Source organism: Aminobacter aganoensis (genome assembly GCF_014206975.1).
Classification (GTDB): domain Bacteria; phylum Pseudomonadota; class Alphaproteobacteria; order Rhizobiales; family Rhizobiaceae; genus Aminobacter; species Aminobacter aganoensis.
Map to the genome: position 1 here is coordinate 161,031 of NZ_JACHOU010000007.1, position 16,089 is coordinate 177,119.

Annotated in this window: 22 protein-coding genes; 11 read left to right on the plus strand and 11 right to left on the minus strand. The window is 64.4% G+C overall.

Annotated features, from left to right (window positions below):
* Positions 1 to 79 precede the first annotated feature (79 nt).
* The 3 genes from arfB to GGR00_RS15885 all read left to right on the plus strand — a co-directional run bounded on the left by arfB (position 80) and on the right by GGR00_RS15885 (position 1,823).
* Positions 80 to 517, plus strand: coding sequence for an alternative ribosome rescue aminoacyl-tRNA hydrolase ArfB (arfB, locus tag GGR00_RS15875; protein ID WP_184699965.1), 438 nt, complete (start codon positions 80 to 82; stop codon positions 515 to 517).
* Between the two features lie 80 nt (positions 518 to 597).
* Positions 598 to 1,113, plus strand: coding sequence for a peptidoglycan-binding protein LysM (gene lysM, locus GGR00_RS15880; RefSeq protein WP_055981896.1), 516 nt, complete (start codon positions 598 to 600; stop codon positions 1,111 to 1,113).
* 92 nt (positions 1,114 to 1,205) lie between these two features.
* Complete coding sequence (locus GGR00_RS15885; protein ID WP_184699966.1) at positions 1,206 to 1,823, plus strand: alpha-ketoglutarate-dependent dioxygenase AlkB; 618 nt, start codon at positions 1,206 to 1,208, stop codon at positions 1,821 to 1,823.
* Here GGR00_RS15885 and coaA read toward each other — a convergent pair.
* The 7 genes from coaA to hisB form a co-directional block, all read right to left on the minus strand.
* The gene (gene coaA, locus GGR00_RS15890; RefSeq protein ID WP_055981890.1) at positions 1,820 to 2,782 is read right to left on the minus strand and encodes a type I pantothenate kinase; all 963 of its coding nucleotides are present in this window, start codon (positions 2,780 to 2,782) and stop codon (positions 1,820 to 1,822) included. The genes GGR00_RS15885 and coaA overlap by 4 nt on opposite strands.
* A gap of 30 nt (positions 2,783 to 2,812) precedes the next feature.
* Positions 2,813 to 3,139 (minus strand): phosphoribosyl-ATP diphosphatase, encoded by a 327-nt coding sequence (locus GGR00_RS15895; protein ID WP_055981887.1) that lies wholly within the window; start codon positions 3,137 to 3,139, stop codon positions 2,813 to 2,815.
* 120 nt (positions 3,140 to 3,259) lie between these two features.
* Positions 3,260 to 4,045, minus strand: a complete 786-nt coding sequence (gene hisF / locus GGR00_RS15900; protein ID WP_184699967.1) for an imidazole glycerol phosphate synthase subunit HisF — start codon at positions 4,043 to 4,045, stop codon at positions 3,260 to 3,262.
* Between the two features lie 103 nt (positions 4,046 to 4,148).
* The gene (gene hisA, locus GGR00_RS15905; RefSeq protein WP_055981881.1) at positions 4,149 to 4,913 is read right to left on the minus strand and encodes a 1-(5-phosphoribosyl)-5-[(5-phosphoribosylamino)methylideneamino]imidazole-4-carboxamide isomerase; all 765 of its coding nucleotides are present in this window, start codon (positions 4,911 to 4,913) and stop codon (positions 4,149 to 4,151) included.
* The gene (gene hisH, locus GGR00_RS15910) at positions 4,910 to 5,560 is read right to left on the minus strand and encodes an imidazole glycerol phosphate synthase subunit HisH (RefSeq protein WP_055981878.1); all 651 of its coding nucleotides are present in this window, start codon (positions 5,558 to 5,560) and stop codon (positions 4,910 to 4,912) included. Before hisH ends, hisA begins: the two co-directional genes overlap by 4 nt.
* A 1-nt stretch (position 5,561) precedes the next feature.
* Complete coding sequence (locus GGR00_RS15915) at positions 5,562 to 6,038, minus strand: DUF2628 domain-containing protein (protein WP_055981875.1); 477 nt, start codon at positions 6,036 to 6,038, stop codon at positions 5,562 to 5,564.
* Positions 6,039 to 6,040: 2 nt separating this feature from the next.
* On the minus strand, positions 6,041 to 6,640 hold the full coding sequence (hisB, locus tag GGR00_RS15920; RefSeq protein WP_055981872.1) for an imidazoleglycerol-phosphate dehydratase HisB: 600 nt from the start codon (positions 6,638 to 6,640) through the stop codon (positions 6,041 to 6,043).
* A gap of 191 nt (positions 6,641 to 6,831) precedes the next feature.
* On the opposite strand from hisB, the gene hslV reads away from it, so the two are divergent.
* From hslV to GGR00_RS15950, 6 genes are all read left to right on the plus strand, one after another.
* Entirely contained in the window at positions 6,832 to 7,380 is a 549-nt protein-coding gene (hslV, locus tag GGR00_RS15925) for an ATP-dependent protease subunit HslV (RefSeq protein WP_055981869.1), read from the plus strand.
* Entirely contained in the window at positions 7,370 to 7,891 is a 522-nt protein-coding gene (locus tag GGR00_RS15930) for a GNAT family N-acetyltransferase (protein WP_055981866.1), read from the plus strand. Before hslV ends, GGR00_RS15930 begins: the two co-directional genes overlap by 11 nt.
* Positions 7,888 to 8,487, plus strand: a complete 600-nt coding sequence (locus GGR00_RS15935) for a DUF2585 domain-containing protein (RefSeq protein ID WP_055981864.1) — start codon at positions 7,888 to 7,890, stop codon at positions 8,485 to 8,487. Before GGR00_RS15930 ends, GGR00_RS15935 begins: the two co-directional genes overlap by 4 nt.
* Positions 8,487 to 9,539 carry a hypothetical protein gene (locus GGR00_RS15940; protein WP_055981855.1) on the plus strand — a complete coding sequence of 351 codons (1,053 nt, stop codon included), beginning with the start codon at positions 8,487 to 8,489 and terminating at the stop codon, positions 9,537 to 9,539. The genes GGR00_RS15935 and GGR00_RS15940 overlap by 1 nt, the downstream gene beginning before the upstream one ends.
* Before the next feature lie 29 nt (positions 9,540 to 9,568).
* Complete coding sequence (gene hslU, locus GGR00_RS15945) at positions 9,569 to 10,876, plus strand: ATP-dependent protease ATPase subunit HslU (RefSeq protein ID WP_055981852.1); 1,308 nt, start codon at positions 9,569 to 9,571, stop codon at positions 10,874 to 10,876.
* Between the two features lie 162 nt (positions 10,877 to 11,038).
* Positions 11,039 to 12,001 (plus strand): DUF1402 family protein, encoded by a 963-nt coding sequence (locus GGR00_RS15950; RefSeq protein ID WP_055981849.1) that lies wholly within the window; start codon positions 11,039 to 11,041, stop codon positions 11,999 to 12,001.
* On the opposite strand, the gene GGR00_RS15955 is transcribed toward GGR00_RS15950, so the two are convergent.
* The 4 genes from GGR00_RS15955 to GGR00_RS15970 are packed head-to-tail and all read right to left on the minus strand — an operon-like array spanning position 11,998 to position 14,750.
* Positions 11,998 to 12,372 carry a helix-turn-helix domain-containing protein gene (locus GGR00_RS15955; protein ID WP_055981845.1) on the minus strand — a complete coding sequence of 125 codons (375 nt, stop codon included), beginning with the start codon at positions 12,370 to 12,372 and terminating at the stop codon, positions 11,998 to 12,000. The two genes, GGR00_RS15950 and GGR00_RS15955, sit on opposite strands and share 4 nt — an antisense overlap.
* Positions 12,369 to 12,917, minus strand: a complete 549-nt coding sequence (locus GGR00_RS15960; RefSeq protein ID WP_055981842.1) for a Smr/MutS family protein — start codon at positions 12,915 to 12,917, stop codon at positions 12,369 to 12,371. Before GGR00_RS15960 ends, GGR00_RS15955 begins: the two co-directional genes overlap by 4 nt.
* Positions 12,914 to 14,020 (minus strand): MltA domain-containing protein, encoded by a 1,107-nt coding sequence (mltA, locus tag GGR00_RS15965; RefSeq protein WP_184699968.1) that lies wholly within the window; start codon positions 14,018 to 14,020, stop codon positions 12,914 to 12,916. The genes GGR00_RS15960 and mltA overlap by 4 nt, the downstream gene beginning before the upstream one ends.
* Before the next feature lie 22 nt (positions 14,021 to 14,042).
* On the minus strand, positions 14,043 to 14,750 hold the full coding sequence (locus GGR00_RS15970; RefSeq protein WP_055981835.1) for a Tim44/TimA family putative adaptor protein: 708 nt from the start codon (positions 14,748 to 14,750) through the stop codon (positions 14,043 to 14,045).
* A gap of 214 nt (positions 14,751 to 14,964) precedes the next feature.
* On the opposite strand from GGR00_RS15970, the gene GGR00_RS15975 reads away from it, so the two are divergent.
* A complete protein-coding gene (locus GGR00_RS15975; RefSeq protein WP_055981833.1) occupies positions 14,965 to 15,438 on the plus strand; it encodes an FxsA family protein in 474 nt (157 codons plus the stop codon).
* 111 nt (positions 15,439 to 15,549) lie between these two features.
* Complete coding sequence (gene secB, locus GGR00_RS15980; protein WP_055981830.1) at positions 15,550 to 16,044, plus strand: protein-export chaperone SecB; 495 nt, start codon at positions 15,550 to 15,552, stop codon at positions 16,042 to 16,044.
* The last annotated feature ends 45 nt before the right edge of the window (positions 16,045 to 16,089 follow it).

Consider the following 16,089-nt stretch of genomic DNA (forward strand, 5'->3'; position numbering starts at 1 on the left):
CCTGCCGAAACGACATCGAAAAGGCCCGGCCAAGCGCCGGGCCTTTTCTTTTGCGCCGCGCCACGGCATGACTTGGCGCATGAGCGCCGACGACAAGATCATCATTGCCCATGACGTGGTCATCCATCCCGACGACCTCGAGGAGAACTTCATCCGCTCGTCGGGGCCGGGCGGCCAGAACGTCAACAAGGTCGCCACCGCCGTGCAACTGCGCTTCGACGCGGCGAACGCGCCAGGCCTGCCCGAGCGCGTGCGCGTGCGCACCATCAAGCTTGCCGGCCAGAAGGCAACCAAGGAGGGCGTGATCGTCATCGAGGCCGGGCGCTACCGCACCCAGGAGCAGAACCGGGCCGACGCCAGGGCGCGGCTTGCGGCACTTGTCGCCAAGGCTGCCGAACCGCCACCGCCGCCGCGCAAGAAGACCAGGCCGACAAAAGGCTCGGTGGAGCGACGGCTGAAAAGCAAGGCCGGGCGCTCGACGGTCAAGAAGCTGCGCGGACGCGTCGACGGCGATTAAGCCTCGGGAATCAATACCGCTTCCATTTCGGCAATGCAGGTGCCAAGCTCCGGCGAATGCCACAGCAAGGGAGACCACGAATGGGCATGTTCGATTTCGTCAAGAATGTCGGCAAGAAGCTTGGCTTCGGCGACGACGAGGCACCGAGCGCCGACACGCTGAAGAAAGAGCTCGATTCGCACAAGCTCGGCACCGACAACGTGCAGGTGGTGGTCAAGGGCGACACCGCCGTGCTGACGGGCGTGGTCAAGGACCAGTCGATCTTCGAGAAGGCGGTGATCGCCGTCGGCAACACGCTCGGCGTCTCCAAGGTGCAGGCCGACGAACTGAAGGTGGTGGCGCCCGATTCCGGCCTCAAGCTCGACAGCAAGGTCGACATGACCGAACTGGTCAAGGCGGCGACCCCGGCCAAGGCGCCGGTGTTCTACACCGTCAAGAAGGGCGACAACCTGTCGAAGATCGCCGAAGCCCAGTACGGCAAGGGCAAGGCGTCGAAATACACCGTCATCTTCGAGGCCAACAAGCCGATGCTGACGCACCCCGACAAGATCTATCCCGGCCAGGTGCTGCGCATCCCCGACATCGCGACGGCCTGAAGCCAAGCCATCATATCATGCGGAACGGCGGCTTTCGGGTCGCCGTTTTGCTTGTGGAGTGGCATTCTGGGCGGAATCGAAAGGTCCCTAACGTGCTCGTGCTTCCCAAAGGCATCCGCCACATGCCCGGCTTTCTCCCGCGCGATGCCCAGGAAAGCCTGGTCGACAGCATCCGCGAGGTGGTGAAGACGGCAGCACTCTACACGCCCGCCATGCCGAAGACCGGCAAGGAAATGAGCGTGCGGATGACCAATTGCGGCTCGCTGGGCTGGGTCACCGACAAGGAGGGCGGTTACCGCTACCAGCCGACCCATCCGGTCACCGGGGCGCCGTGGCCGCCGATCCCCGAAGCGCTGCTTTCCCTATGGCGCGAGGTCGCAGGCTATCCGCATCCTCCGGAGGCCTGCCTGGTAAACTTCTACACCGACACCGCCAAGATGGGCCTGCACCAGGACCGCGACGAAAAGGAGTTCGAAGCTCCCGTGGTGTCGGTATCCCTGGGCGATGCCTGCCTGTTCCGCGTCGGCGGCATGCGGCGCGACGACCGGACGGTGTCGTTCAGGCTGGAAAGCGGCGACGTGGTGGTGCTGGGCGGGAAAGGGCGGCTCGCCTTCCATGGCGTCGACCGCATCTATCCGATGACGTCGGCGCTGCTGAAGCAGGGCGGCCGGATCAATCTCACGCTGCGACGGGTGACGAAGCCGACCTAAAGCTTGCGGATCGCCACTTCCTCGACGAGATGGCCGGCACCCTTCTTGAGGATGAGATCGGCGCGCGGGCGCGTCGGCAGGATGTTCTCGCGCAGGTTCTTCAGGTTGATGTTGGCCCACAGCCCCTCGGCAATGGCGCGGGCTGCATCCTCCGACAGCTGCGAGTAGCGATGGAAGAACGACTGCGGATTGCGGAAGGCGGTTTCGCGCAGCCGCATGAAGCGGTCGATGTACCACTCGTGGATGATGCTCTCATCGGCGTCGATGTAGATCGAGAAGTCGAAGAAGTCGGAGACGAAGGGCACCAAGTTGCCGTCCTTCGGCAACTCGCGCGGCTGCAGCACGTTGATGCCCTCGAAAATCAGGATGTCGGGGCGGTCGACGGTGACGAACTCGCCGGGCATGACGTCATAGGTCAAATGCGAGTAGACCGGCGCGCGGACGTTGGGCTGGCCCGACTTGATCGCCGAGAGGAAGCGCAGCAGCGCGCCGACATCGTAGCTGTCGGGGAAACCCTTGCGCTCCATCAGGCTGTCGCGGCGCAGCACGTCGTTGGGATAGAGGAAACCGTCGGTGGTGACCAGATCGACCTTCGGGCTCGACGGCCAGCGGGTGAGAAGCTCCTTGAGGATACGCGCGGTGGTCGACTTGCCGACGGCGACCGACCCCGCCATGCCGATGATGAAGGGGGTCTTGGTGCCCTTCTTGTCCGAATTGAAGAAGCGCTGGCGCTGGCGAAACAGCTGCTGGCTGGTTTCGACATGGGCCGAAAGCAGCCGCGACAAAGACAGGTAGATGCGCCGGACCTCGACCAGGTCGATGGGCTCGTACATCGAGCTCAGCCGCCTGACCTCGTCCGCGGTCAGGGTCATCGACATGTCGGCGCCGAAGCCGGCCCAATGCTCAGCCGAGAAAAACCAGTAAGGCGAGTATTTGTCCGCCGGCGCGAGTTGATCCATCGAACCTCCCCTGCGGGACCTGACCAGCGGTCAGCCCTCGTTCTTGCGCGCGGCCTTCTCGGCGACACCCGACTGGGCGGTGCGGCGCTCGAGCTCGGCCATCACCTCGGCCATCGGCACGCCGGCAACAGCCAGCACGACGAGCCAATGATAAAGGAGATCGGCACTTTCCGAAACGAGGGCGCGATCGTCGCCCTTGACCGCAGCGATAACGGTCTCGACCGCCTCTTCGCCGAGCTTCTTGGCCGCGCGTTCCATGCCGCCCTGGTAGAGCTTGGCGGTCCATGAATTGGCATCGCCCGAACGCGCCCGCTCGGTGACGATCTTTTCCAGGTCGGAAAGGGAAAATCCGCTCATCTTGGCCTCGATACATTAGAGCCTGTTCCATTCCGATTGAATCGGAATGGGGCTCTATCTTCTTGTTGGAGCATGATCTTTTCCGAAAACCGGTTCCCACTTTTCGGGATCATGCTCTAGTCAGCCAATCGGGTCGCGCCGCATCGGCAAACCTGCTTTTGCCATGTGCGCCTTGGCCTCGGCAACGGTGTAGGTGCCAAAATGGAAAATCGACGCGGCAAGCACCGCCGTCGCATGTCCCTCACGGATACCGTCGACCATGTGGTCGAGGTTGCCGACGCCGCCCGAGGCGATGACCGGCGCACGCACGGCGTCCGCCACCGCGCGGGTCAAGGCGATGTCGTAGCCGATCTTGGTGCCGTCTCGGTCCATCGAGGTGAGCAGGATTTCGCCGGCGCCGAGATCGACGACCTTGCGGGCGAACGCGACCGCATCGATGCCGGTACGCTCGCGGCCACCATGGGTGAAAATCTCCCAGCGGTCGGCTTCGTTGGCCTGCGACACCTTCTTGGCGTCGATGGCAACGACGATGCACTGGTTGCCGAACTTGTCGGCGGCCTCGGCGACGAAGGCGGGGTTCTTCACCGCCGCCGTGTTGATGGCAACCTTGTCGGCACCGGCGAGCAGCAGCCTGCGGATGTCGGCAACCTGGCGCACGCCGCCGCCCACGGTCAGCGGCATGAAGCACTGCTCGGCAGTGCGGGCGACGACGTCGAAGATGGTCTCGCGATTGTCGGACGAGGCGGTGATGTCGAGAAAGCAGAGCTCGTCGGCACCGGCGGCGTCATAGGCCTTGGCGGCTTCGACCGGATCGCCGGCGTCGATCAGATCGACGAACTGGACGCCCTTGACGACACGGCCGTCCTTGACGTCGAGGCACGGAATGACACGGGCTTTGAGGGTCAAAGGACGGCCTCCTCTTTTGTTTGCGCGTCCTCGCCGCTTCGCGGCTGCGGGCGACGCTGGCTGTCCTTGACGTCGAGACAGGGGATGGCGCGGGCCTTGAGGGTCATTTCCGTTCCTCGAACAATCCCGGCTCGGGTTTCAGCTCGCCGCGCAGGATCGCCAGCGCCTGGGCAGGGTCGATGCGGCCGTCATAGAGCGCGCGGCCGGAGATGGCGCCTTCGAGCTTCTTCGCGTCGGGCATGGTCATGCGGACGATGTCGGCCAGCGAGGCGAGGCCGCCTGAGGCAATGACCGGGATCGAGACCGCCTCGGCGAGGTCGATGGTCGAATCCCAGTTGATGCCGGCCAGGACGCCGTCACGGTCGATGTCGGTGTAGATGATGGCGGCGACGCCGGCGCCCTCGAATTTCTTCGCCAGTTCGACAACGCCGAGGCTCGACGCTTCAGCCCAACCCTCGACGGCGACCTTGCCGCCCTTGGCATCGATGCCGACGGCAACCTTGCCGGGGAACTTCCTGCAGGCTTCCTTGACGAGTTCGGGGTCACGGACGGCGACGGTGCCGAGGATGACCCGGGCGAGGCCCTTGGAGAGCCAGCGCTCGATGTGATCGAGCGTCCGGATGCCGCCGCCGAGCTGGACCGGATTCTTCGTCGCCTTGAGGATCGCCTCGACGGCCGCGCCATTGACGCTCTCGCCGGCAAACGCACCGTTGAGGTCGACGACATGCAGCCATTCGAAGCCCTGGTCCTCGAAGGCTTTCGCCTGGGCGCCGGGGTCATCGTTGTAGACGGTCGCCTGGTCCATGTCGCCAAGCTTGAGGCGAACGCACTGGCCGTCCTTGAGGTCGATGGCCGGAAAGAGGATCATGGCTTCCACCTCAGGAAATTGGCGATGAGGGCAAGGCCAAGGGCCTGGCTCTTTTCAGGATGAAACTGCGTGCCGACCAGATTGTCGCGCGCAACGGCCGCCGTGACACGGCCGCCATAGTCGGCACTGGCCAGGACCTGTTTCTCGTCGGTTGCGTCGAGATGGTAGGAATGCACGAAATAGGCGTGCAGGCCGCCGGGTCCGGTAGGGATTCCCTCGAAGACCGGGTGCGGATGTTTCACGTGAATCGTGTTCCAGCCGATCTGCGGAATCTTCAGCGACGGGTCGCTCGGCGTGATCTCCTTGACATCGCCGGCGATCCAGCCAAAGCCCTCGGTGACCGTCTTTTCCAGTCCGCGCTCGGACATCAGCTGCATGCCGACGCAGATGCCGAGGAAGGGATGCGCCTTGCGGATGGCGACTTCCTCGACCGCGTCCCACATGCCGTCGACGGCGCGCAGGCCGCGGGCGCAGTCGGCATAGGCGCCGACGCCGGGCAGCACGATGCGGTCGGCCGAAAGCACGCGGCAGGCATCCGCCGTCAGCTCGATCTCGGCCGATATGCCGGCCTCGCGGGCAGCACGCTCGAAGGCCTTGGTCGCCGAGCGCAGATTGCCCGAGCCGTAGTCGATGATGGCAACGCGCATGTCAGTTTCTTCCGGGATAGTGCAGGAGGCCGAGCGCTCCGCCAGCAGGCTGGGGCCGGGGCGTGGCAGGGGAGATGGCAACAGGAGCCGGGGCGGGCTCATCGTCGGCTTCAGCGGCGAAGAGGTAGCGCATCTCGGCGTCTTCCACCGAATCCGCCTCGACGACACCCCACTGGTGCCAGCCGGCACGGCGAAGCGCTGCGATGCGCAGCGCGCCGCCTTCGAGCCCGACATAGAGCGAGATGAGCAAGGGCAGCAGCGGTGCCGCAAACGTCAGTCCTGCCCATTCGCTGGCCGCGGCAAGCGCCAGGGTGGCGGCGAGGGTCATCGCCGCTTCGAGCCAGAGCCGATGCCACAACAGCCACAGCAGCGGCGCAATGAAGCCGAAGAAATGGAAGCCATCGCGAATGAAGACGGCCGCTTCCGAAGCGTTTTGTCCCGCCTTGGCGGGCGGCTCCATGACGACATGGATGGCCATGGCTATCCCTTCAGGCTGCCCTTGGTCGAGGGTACTGCGTCAGGCTGGCGCGGATCGCTTTCAAGGGCCATGCGCAGCGCGCGCGCCACGGCCTTGAAGCAGGTTTCGGCGATGTGGTGGTTGTTGGCGCCGTAATGGTTGGTGACGTGCAGGGTGATGCCGGCATTCTGGGCCAGTGCCTGGAAGAACTCGCGCACCAGCTCGGTGTCGAAGGTGCCGATCTTGGGCGCCGAGAAGGCGACGTTCCAGACCAGGAACGGCCGGCCCGATACGTCGATGGCCGCGCGTGTCAGCGTCTCGTCCATGGCGAGGTCGATCGAGGCGTAGCGCATGATGCCGCGGCGGTCGCCCAGCGCCTTGGACAGCGCCTGGCCGATCGCGATGCCGCAATCCTCGACGGTGTGGTGGTCGTCGATGTGCAGGTCGCCCCTGGCGGAGACCTTCATGTCGATCAGCGAATGCCTGGAGAGCTGGTCGAGCATGTGGTCGAAGAAGCCGACGCCGGTCGCCATCTCCGAACGGCCGGTGCCATCGACGTGGACCGAGACCGAAATCTCGGTTTCCTTGGTCTTGCGGCTGACTTCGGCGGAACGGGGGGCCATTGGCGGATCCTTGTCCTCAAAAACGAGATGCTAATAACAGCATGTTCGACCGCTTGCCAATCGCCGCGAAAGGGCATTTCGTGACGCGGCATGCGGATTTGCATTCCTTGCGCCGCGTCATACATAAGATCGAACTTCCACTCGTAACGCACGAGCCGCCTCGAAGGGGCCGTGCGCCATCGGAGCTACATATGTCCAACGAACAGAGCATGCACGCCACGACCATCGTGACGGTGCGCAAGGGCAACAAGGTGGTCATCGCCGGCGACGGCCAGGTCAGCCTCGGCCAGACCATCATGAAGGGCAATGCCCGCAAGGTCCGCCGCCTCGGCAAGGGCAATGTGATTGCCGGGTTTGCCGGCGCCACCGCCGACGCCTTCACCCTTCTCGAAAGGCTCGAAGCCAAGCTCGAGCAGTATCCCGACCAGTTGACGCGCGCCTGCGTCGAACTCGCCAAGGACTGGCGCACCGACCGCTACCTGCGCCGCCTCGAAGCGATGATGCTTGTCGCCGACAAGAACGTGTCGCTGGCGCTGACCGGTACAGGCGACGTGCTGGAGCCCGAATTCGGCGTGATGGCCATCGGTTCGGGCGGCAACTATGCACTGGCCGCGGCCCGCGCACTGATGGACACGGACAAGGACGCCGAGGAGATCGCTCGCAAGGCGATGCAGATCGCCGCCGACATCTGCGTCTACACCAACCACAGCTTCGTGGTTGAGACGCTCGATGCCGACTGAGGCAGCCGCGCGCTACGACTTCCGTCCTGTCGAACGAAAAGACATGCCGCTGCTCGCCAGATGGCTGGCAGCGCCGCATGTCGCGGAATGGTGGGGCGATGCGGCCGAAGAGCTGGCCTCGATCGCGGAACATATCGACAGCATCTCGGTCGAGCCGCTGATCGTCGAACTCGATGGCAAGCCGATCGGCTATCTCCAGAGCTACGATCCCCACCTGGAAGACGATCATCCCTATCAGGACCAGCCTTTCGGCACGCTCGGCCTCGACCTTACAATCGGCGTGGCCGACCTGGTGGGGAAGGGCCACGGTTCGGCGATCCTCAGGCAGTTCGTCGACGAACTGTTCGAGGAAGGGGTACCGCGCGTGATCATCGATCCGGATCCTGCCAACAAGCGGGCTATCCGCGCCTATGAAAAGGCCGGTTTCGCGGCCTTCGACACACGCTTGTCGATTTACGGTCCCGCGCTGATGATGGCGCGAGACGCGGAGGAGGGGGAATTCGACGCATGAGCCTATCGCAGGACAGTGAAGCCGCCGCGCGACGTGAAAAACTGGGCTGGTGGCTGCTGGTCGCCGCCCTGATGATCGCCGGGCAGGCGGTCGCGCTGTACTGGATGGGCCATCCGGCGATCTGCAAGTGCGGTTACGTCAAGCTCTGGCACGGGGTGGTGCAAAGCTCGGAGAATTCCCAGCACATCTCCGACTGGTACACCTTCTCGCACATCATCCACGGCTTCCTTTTCTATGCGCTGATGAGCTGGATTGCGCCCAAGAGTTCGCTCGGCTTCCGGCTGGCGGTCGCCATCGGCATCGAAGTGGCGTGGGAACTGGTCGAAAACAGCGACTTCATCATCAACCGCTATCGCGAGGGGACCATTTCGCTCGACTATTACGGCGACAGCGTCCTGAATTCGGTGTTCGACACTTTGGCCATGGTGCTGGGCTTTGCGATGGCGGCGCGGCTCCCGGTCTGGAGCACCGTCGCCCTGGCCATCATCTTCGAGATCGGCGTCGGCTACGTCATCCGGGACAACCTGACGCTCAACGTCATCATGCTGGTCTATCCGCTGGACGCGATCAAGCAATGGCAAGCGGGGATGATGTAATGACCAAGCCTTCCGACATATCGCCCGATACGCTGCTCGCCGCCGTGGCGAGCGGGTTGCTGACCGCCGAGCAGGCGCAAGGGCTGCGCGATCTCGAAAGCGCCAACGCGCCCGTCCTCGACCGGGAACCGCATGACGACGAGAAGTTCCGGTTCATCAGCGGCTTCAGCGACATCTTCGTCACCATCGGCCTCGGCCTGTTCCTGGGCGCCCTGGGCTATTTCTCCCGCGACATGGTCGGCAACACCGGCATGTTCGCCGTCATCGCGGCGGCGAGCTGGCTTCTGGCCGAGTATTTTACCCGCCAGCAACGCATGGCGTTGCCCAGCATCGTGTTGCTCCTGGTCTATGCGGGAGCGGTCTTTTCGACCGTTGCGGAAGCCTTCAACCCCAGTCTCAGATTCGGCGTGGGTCTCGGCAACCACGGCGGCTTGCCGATCGTCGTCGCAGGCCTTGCCACCGCCGTTGCGGCCGCATTGCACTACCGGCGTTTCCGGGTACCGGTGACGATTGCTGCCGGCGTGGCTGCCCTTGTCGCCTCGGTCGTGGGCGTCCTTTTCATGCTCTGGCCGGATTTCGCCGTCGAGGCGGCCAAGCCCCTGCTGCTGGCCTGCGGCCTTGCCGTGTTCACGCTCGCCATGCGGTTCGACCTGAGCGATCCGCAACGCCAGACCCGGCGCACCGACATCGCATTCTGGCTGCACATGCTGGCAGCACCGCTGATCGTCCACCCGATGGTCGGCGGGCTGGTTGGCGAGGGCGGCTCCGAGGCGGTTTCAGCGTGGAGCATCCTGGCAATCTTCATCGCACTGGCGATCGTCGCCCTTGTCGTCGACAGGCGCGCGATCCTTGTTTCCGGCCTGTCCTATGCCGGCTTTGCCTTCGGCTCGCTGGTCGTCAAGGCCGGACTGTCGGACGGCGTCGTGCCGCTGACCATGCTGGTTCTCGGCGCCCTGGTGCTGTTGCTCAGCGCCGGCTGGCATGCGCTGCGACGGACCCTTCTGCCGCTGCTGCCCGGCGCCCTTGCGGTACGGCTTCCAGCCCATACATAAGCCCCAACTGAGTATTCGAGAGTAACGCCATGTCCACATTCTCTCCCCGTGAGATCGTTTCAGAACTCGACCGCTTCATCATCGGCCAGAAGGACGCCAAGCGCGCCGTGGCGATTGCCCTGCGCAACCGCTGGCGCCGGCAGCAGCTGGAAGGCCAGATGCGCGAAGAGGTCATGCCCAAGAACATCCTGATGATCGGGCCGACCGGCGTCGGCAAGACCGAGATATCGCGCCGGCTGGCCAAGCTGGCGGGTGCGCCCTTCGTCAAGGTCGAGGCGACCAAGTTCACCGAGGTCGGCTATGTCGGCCGCGACGTCGAGCAGATCATCCGCGACCTGGTCGAGGTCGCCATCGGCCTTGTGCGCGAGAAGATGCGCGAAGACGTCAAGGCCCGCGCCCATGTCAACGCAGAGGAGCGCGTGCTCGAGGCGTTGGTCGGCAAGACCGCGAGCCCGGCGACCCGCGACTCGTTCCGGAAAAAGCTGCGCGACGGCGAGCTCGACGACAAGGAAATCGAGATCCAGGTCGCCGACACCGGCACCGGCGGCATGCCGAGCTTCGACATCCCGGGCATGCCCGGCGGCAATGTCGGCGTGCTCAACATCAACGACATGCTGCAAAAGGCGATGGGCGGCCAGCGCACCAAGGCGCGCAAGACCACCGTCAAGGAATCCTACGCGCTGCTGATCAGCGACGAGTCCGACAAGCTGCTCGACCAGGACGAGGTCGTCCGCCGTGCGCTCGAGGTCACCGAGAACGAAGGCATCGTCTTCCTCGACGAGATCGACAAGATCGCCCGTGGCGATGTCCATGGCGGCCCCTCGCGCGAAGGCGTGCAGCGGGACCTGTTGCCGCTCGTCGAAGGCACGACGGTTGCGACCAAATACGGGCAGATCAAGACCGACCACATCCTGTTCATCGCTTCGGGCGCGTTCCACGTCTCCAAGCCGTCGGACCTGCTGCCGGAACTGCAGGGCCGCCTGCCGATCCGCGTCGAGTTACGCGCGCTGGAAAAGGACGACTTCCGCCGCATCCTGACGGAGACGGAAGCCAGCCTGATCAAGCAGTACATCGCCCTGATGAACACCGAAGGCGTCGACCTCGAATTCACCGACGACGCCATCGATGCACTCGCCGGCATCGCGGTCGACCTCAACGCCTCGGTCGAGAACATCGGCGCGCGGCGCCTGCAGACGGTGATGGAACGCGTGCTCGACGAGATCTCCTACGACGCACCGGACCGCAACGGCACGTCGGTCAAGATCGACGCCGCCTATGTCGAAAAGCATGTCGGCGATCTCTCGCGCAACACCGACCTGTCGCGCTTCATTCTCTAAAAGCTTCAGCGGCGGCCTGCCTTGCGCAGGTCGCCGCCCTGCCCGACCTGTGGCCGAATGGAACCATCCCGCCAGGTTTCGCAGCATCGGGCGACAACGCCCTCGACTAAGCGTGGGGCATTTTCTAATTTGCCCTGACAAAGCTTGGGCATACATCAGCATATGAAACGTGCATTTCTCACTGCATTTCTCCTCGCGGCAGCCTTCAGCACGCCGCAGGCATCGGCTGCCACGACGGTGGTTGCCGCCGGCAACGTGCATGCCGAACAGCCCGACGTGCCCGGCGCCTCGTCCAAGCGCACGAGAGCGGGCAAGACCACGTTCGACGCCAAGTACCGCAAGGTCTACGCGCTGCTGCAGAACGACGACGAATTGCGCGGCAAGATCAAGTCGGTGGCGCGCGCTTACGGCATCGACCCGATGCACATCGTCGGGGCCATCGTCGGCGAGCACACCTACAATGTCGACGCCTACGACCGGCTGCAGACCTATTACGTCAAGGCGGTGTCCTACCTCTCCAGCAAGCTGCGCTTCGCCTATGAGGGCGAGGACATCTCCGATTTCATCAAGCGGCCCGAGTTCGCCGAATGCGCCGGCAAATCGGGCAGCTACGACCTGTGGGAATGCCGCGAGCGCGTGTGGAACCAGGACTTCCGCGGCAAGAGCGTCGGCGGCACCAGCTTTCCCAACGACCGGTTCAGCGCCACCTTCTTCCAGCCCTTCTATGCCGGCCAGACCTTCGGCATCGGCCAGCTCAACCCGCTGACCGCACTGCAGATGAGCGACATGGTGAACAAGGTGTCGCGCCTGCCCAAGCTCGACGAGAGCGACCCGAATGCCGTCTACAAGACCATCATGGACCCCGACCTGACGCTGCCATACGTCGCCGCGACGCTGAAGACCTCGATCGACGCCTACAAAAGCATCGCCGGCTTCGATATTTCGGGCAATCCGGGGCTGACCGCCACGCTCTACAATGTCGGTAGTCCCGAGGCGCGGGCCTATGCGCTCAAGGCCGAGAACGACCGGCGCCAGGGCGCCGGCGAAGAACCCAAGGTGCCCGAGGAAAATTACTACGGCTGGCTGGTCAACGACCGCCTCGACGAGCTCAAGGCGCTGTTTTAGCCACGCTTCTTCCGCGCAATCGCGTTGCGGACGTGAACGTTGAGGGCGGCCAGTTCGGTCTCGTTCAATTCGCCAATGGCCTGGGCCAGCAGATTGGCGAGCTCGGTGGCGGCAGGCGAAAGCCCCGCCGTGTCGACGACGACGCGCGGATGCGAGCCCTCCGCCAGTTTCTGCAGTTCCTCGGCATCGTCCCAGATGACGTTGAAGTAGCCGATGATCTTCTGGATCATCGCCCAGGTCGGCACGCCGCGATGGCCGTGCTCCAGGGCCGAGAGGTAGGCGGCGCTGACGCCGATGGTGGCGGCCATGTCCTTCTGGCTGACGCCGCGCTCGCGCCGAAGTTCGCGGATGCGTTCGCCGAGCGGGGTCATGCGCCAGGCCTCCGCCTGATCCTGATGTAGAGCGCACCGGAGCCGCCATGATGGCGCTCGGCATGGTCCTGGCTCGAAATCAGCATGCGGAAGGGCGCAGTGTCGAGCCAGGCCGGAACCATGCGCTTCAGAACGCCGTCACCACCCTTCGAATTGCCCTTGCCGGTGATGACCAGTACGTAGCGCAGGCCGCCTGCATGCGCCCGGCTCAGGAAGGCATACAATAGCGAATAGGCCTCGTCCTGCGTCATGCCATGAAGATCGACCCGGCCCTCGATCGGCAGGCGACCCTTGGAGAGCTTGTCGCGTGTCGGAACATCGAGCGAATGGGCGACATACTGCCGCTTTGGTGGCTTGGCGGGCGCCGGCGCAAGCTGCTCGGCGGTGATTTTCGCCGGCATGGCCTCGGTCTTCGGTGCCTCGACCTTGGCAACTTCGGGAACCTCGACCGCCCTCTTGCCCTTGAGCGGCGAGGTGGTGCGGGCGATGACGTTCCACAGCACGCGCTCTTCGTCGCTCAGCTTGCGTTCGCGACGGGTGCTCATGAATCGAACCCCGCACACAGGGACTTCGGCACAAGCGCGAAGAAATCGGCATCGTTGCGGACGACGCCGGCAATCTCTCCGGCTGCAATACCCGATCCGGCGAACAGATCGCCGCGCGCCTGGCCGGTGATGGCCGAACCGGTGTCCTGGGCGATCATCAGCCGGGCGAAAGGAGTGCCGCCAAATGCGGTCAGCGACGGCGCGGCGATGAAGAACGGCGTGCCGAACGTGTGCAGCAGGCGGTCGACGGCAACCGACCGGCCCGGTGTCAGCGGCACCTTTGCCGCGGCGATCGGCCCGAGGGCGGGGTCATCGACCTCCGCATGCCTGAAGAAGATGTAGGACCGGTTCTGCCACAGGATCTCGTCGACGCGATGGGGGTTGGCCTTGAACCACGCCCGGATCGACTGCATCGTCACCTTTTCGAGCGGGATTTCGCCGATTTTTGCGAGAATTCCGCCCGGACCCGTGAAGCGCTGGCCGGATTTTGCGGCATAGGTGACGCGCCGCAGCGACCCGTCGGTCATCAACAGCCGCGCAGCGCCCTGCACATGGACGAAAAACGCATCGACCGGGTCGGCCAGCCAGGCGATCTCCAGATCCTTGCCCGACAAGGCGCCCTGTTCGATCGCCGGCCGGTCGCAATATTCGACGAGCCCGTCTGGCGTCTGCCGGGCGAAGGCGAGGTAAGGGTCCATGCGGGCCGGGCGGTTGTCGTCGTCGACATCGACGAGATCGGCCGGGCGCGACAGCAACGGCACCCGGAAAATGTCGGTGCGGACGGGCGATGCCTCGACTTCCGGCTCGTAGAAACCCGTGACCAGACCATGGTCGCGGCCATCCGGCACGACAAAGGCCGGCTGGAAATGGCGTTCGAAGAATTCGCGGGCCGCAGCGCCGGTCGTTGCCGGTTGTTCGCGGGCCTCGGCATAGGATGGGCCGAAAGCATCGAAAGCGACGCCGAGGGCGCCGCTGCGATAGGGTTTGGTCAGGACATGAAAGGCGGAGCGCCGGAAGGCTTCGAAAGCGGCCAGCTGGTCATCTTCCAGCCAGCCGGGGAGGTCTGCGAACGTGACCTGGCGAAGCGCAGGCGAGAGCGACACGGGCTTCGCCCGCCGCGCACGATCAGTCTTCTTCCTCGGTGGCGACGAGCTTCCAGTTCGGGTCGCGCGAGCGGGTGTCGCGGGCGAAGGTCCAGACATCCTTGACCTCGGCCACCGTCTCCGGATCGCCGTCGATGACGTCGCCAGCCTTGTCGCGCGTCGCCGAGATCAGCTCCGAGACGATGCGCAGCGTGACATGGGCCTCGCCGCCCTTCATCTCGGCCGAAACGATGTCGGCCTTGTCGATGCCGACGAAGGACGACTGGATCTTCTCCGAACGGCCCTCGCGCTCGGCGATTGCCGCGACGAAGCCATCGAATACCTCGCGCGAAAGCAGGTTCTTGAGCGTCTTGCGGTCGCCGTCGGCATAAGCCATGACGATCATCTCGTAGGCCATCTTGGCGCCTTCGACAAAACCCTTGGGTTCGAAGGACGCATCGGCATCCTTGATGGCGCGTAGTCCCTTGTTGAGGTCGGTGCCCGGCTTGGCAAAGGCGTCGATGGCGACATAGGCGTCCTCGGCGGCTTCGCCCGCCGCACGCTTGCGCGGCAGCGACACGACGTTCTCGGACTTGCCGTTGGCGTCCTGCGGCTTGCTGCGGGCCGCGGTGTAGGGATCGAAAGGCGGGCGTTCGTTGCCAGTGCGGCGGCCGAGCACGTTGCGCAGCTGGAAGAAGATCACCACCGCTGCGATCAGAAAGAAAATCGTGCCGAAATCGAAGAATTCCATATCTTCCCGCCGATCCGTCCCTTGTTCACGGCCGAAGCCTGACTATCTGCCAATTGCCGGCGCTTTTGGGGCGCCCCTTAGCCTTTGCATATAGAACGCATGCGCCGATCATTCAAATCAAAGGCGCAGCGCCCTATCTAAAGATGTATGCGGTATGCCTGTGACCGCATATCGATGTCACGTCAACTCAAACCGGACCGGATCGACGCCCTTCATGCTGCCTCTCCTGATCCTTGCCTTGCCCTTGCTCGAAATTGCCGGCTTCGTGGTTGTCGGCAGCGAGATCGGCGTGCTGGCGACCATCGGCCTGATCCTGCTCAGCGGTATCGTCGGCTCGATCCTGCTGCGGGTGCAGGGTTTTGGCGTGATGACCAGGATCCGTACCGAGATGGACGCAGGCCGCGATCCTTCCAAGGAACTGGCCAACGGCGCGATGATCGTGCTGGCCGGCATCCTGCTGCTGATCCCCGGCTTCCTCACCGACATCGTCGGCATCCTACTGTTCCTGCCGCCGGTCCGCGCCCTGGCCTGGCGCTTCCTCGGCAAGCGGGTGCGCTTCACCACCGGGTTCAGCGGCTTTGCCCGTCGCGGCGGCCCGGCCGGCGGCAAGACCATCGACCTCGACGCGGACGACTTTTCGCGCCAGCCAGACCCGAATTCGCCCTGGCGTTCGATCCGCGACGAGTAGGCCTGAAGCCTGCAACGCCGGCAAAACCTTGTCTTGGCATGCCGAGCGTGGTAGCCAACGCGCGATTTCAATACGGGCCGCGCCGCGGCCGAGCCAAGAGGACATGGGCTTATGGCCACGAATGAAGCGCCGGAAGGCGCCAACGGCAACGGTAACGCACAGCAGCCCACGCTCAACGTGCTGGCGCAGTATGTGAAGGACCTGTCCTTCGAGAGCCCCGGCGCACCGAATTCGCTGCGCGGCCGCGACAAGGCTCCCGGCATCAACATCAACGTCAACGTCAACGCCAACCCGATGACGGACAAGCAGTTCGACGTCAACCTGACGCTGAGCGCCAAGGCCGCCTTCGACAAGGACGTCCTGTTCAACGTCGAGCTGGTCTATGGCGGCGTCTTCCGCATCGACGGGTTCCCGCAGGAACACATGCTGCCGCTGCTCTTCATCGAGTGCCCGCGCCTGCTGTTCCCCTTCGCCCGCCAGATCATCGCCGAAGCGACCCGCAACGGCGGCTTCCCGCCGCTGATGCTCGATCCGATCGACTTCGCGCAGATGTTCCAGCAGAAGATCGCCGAGGAAAAGGCCGCTTCGCAGGTCAAGGTCAGCTAACCAGCTGCCCGCGCAACTCTCGAAAGCCCGGCCTCAGCGCCGGGC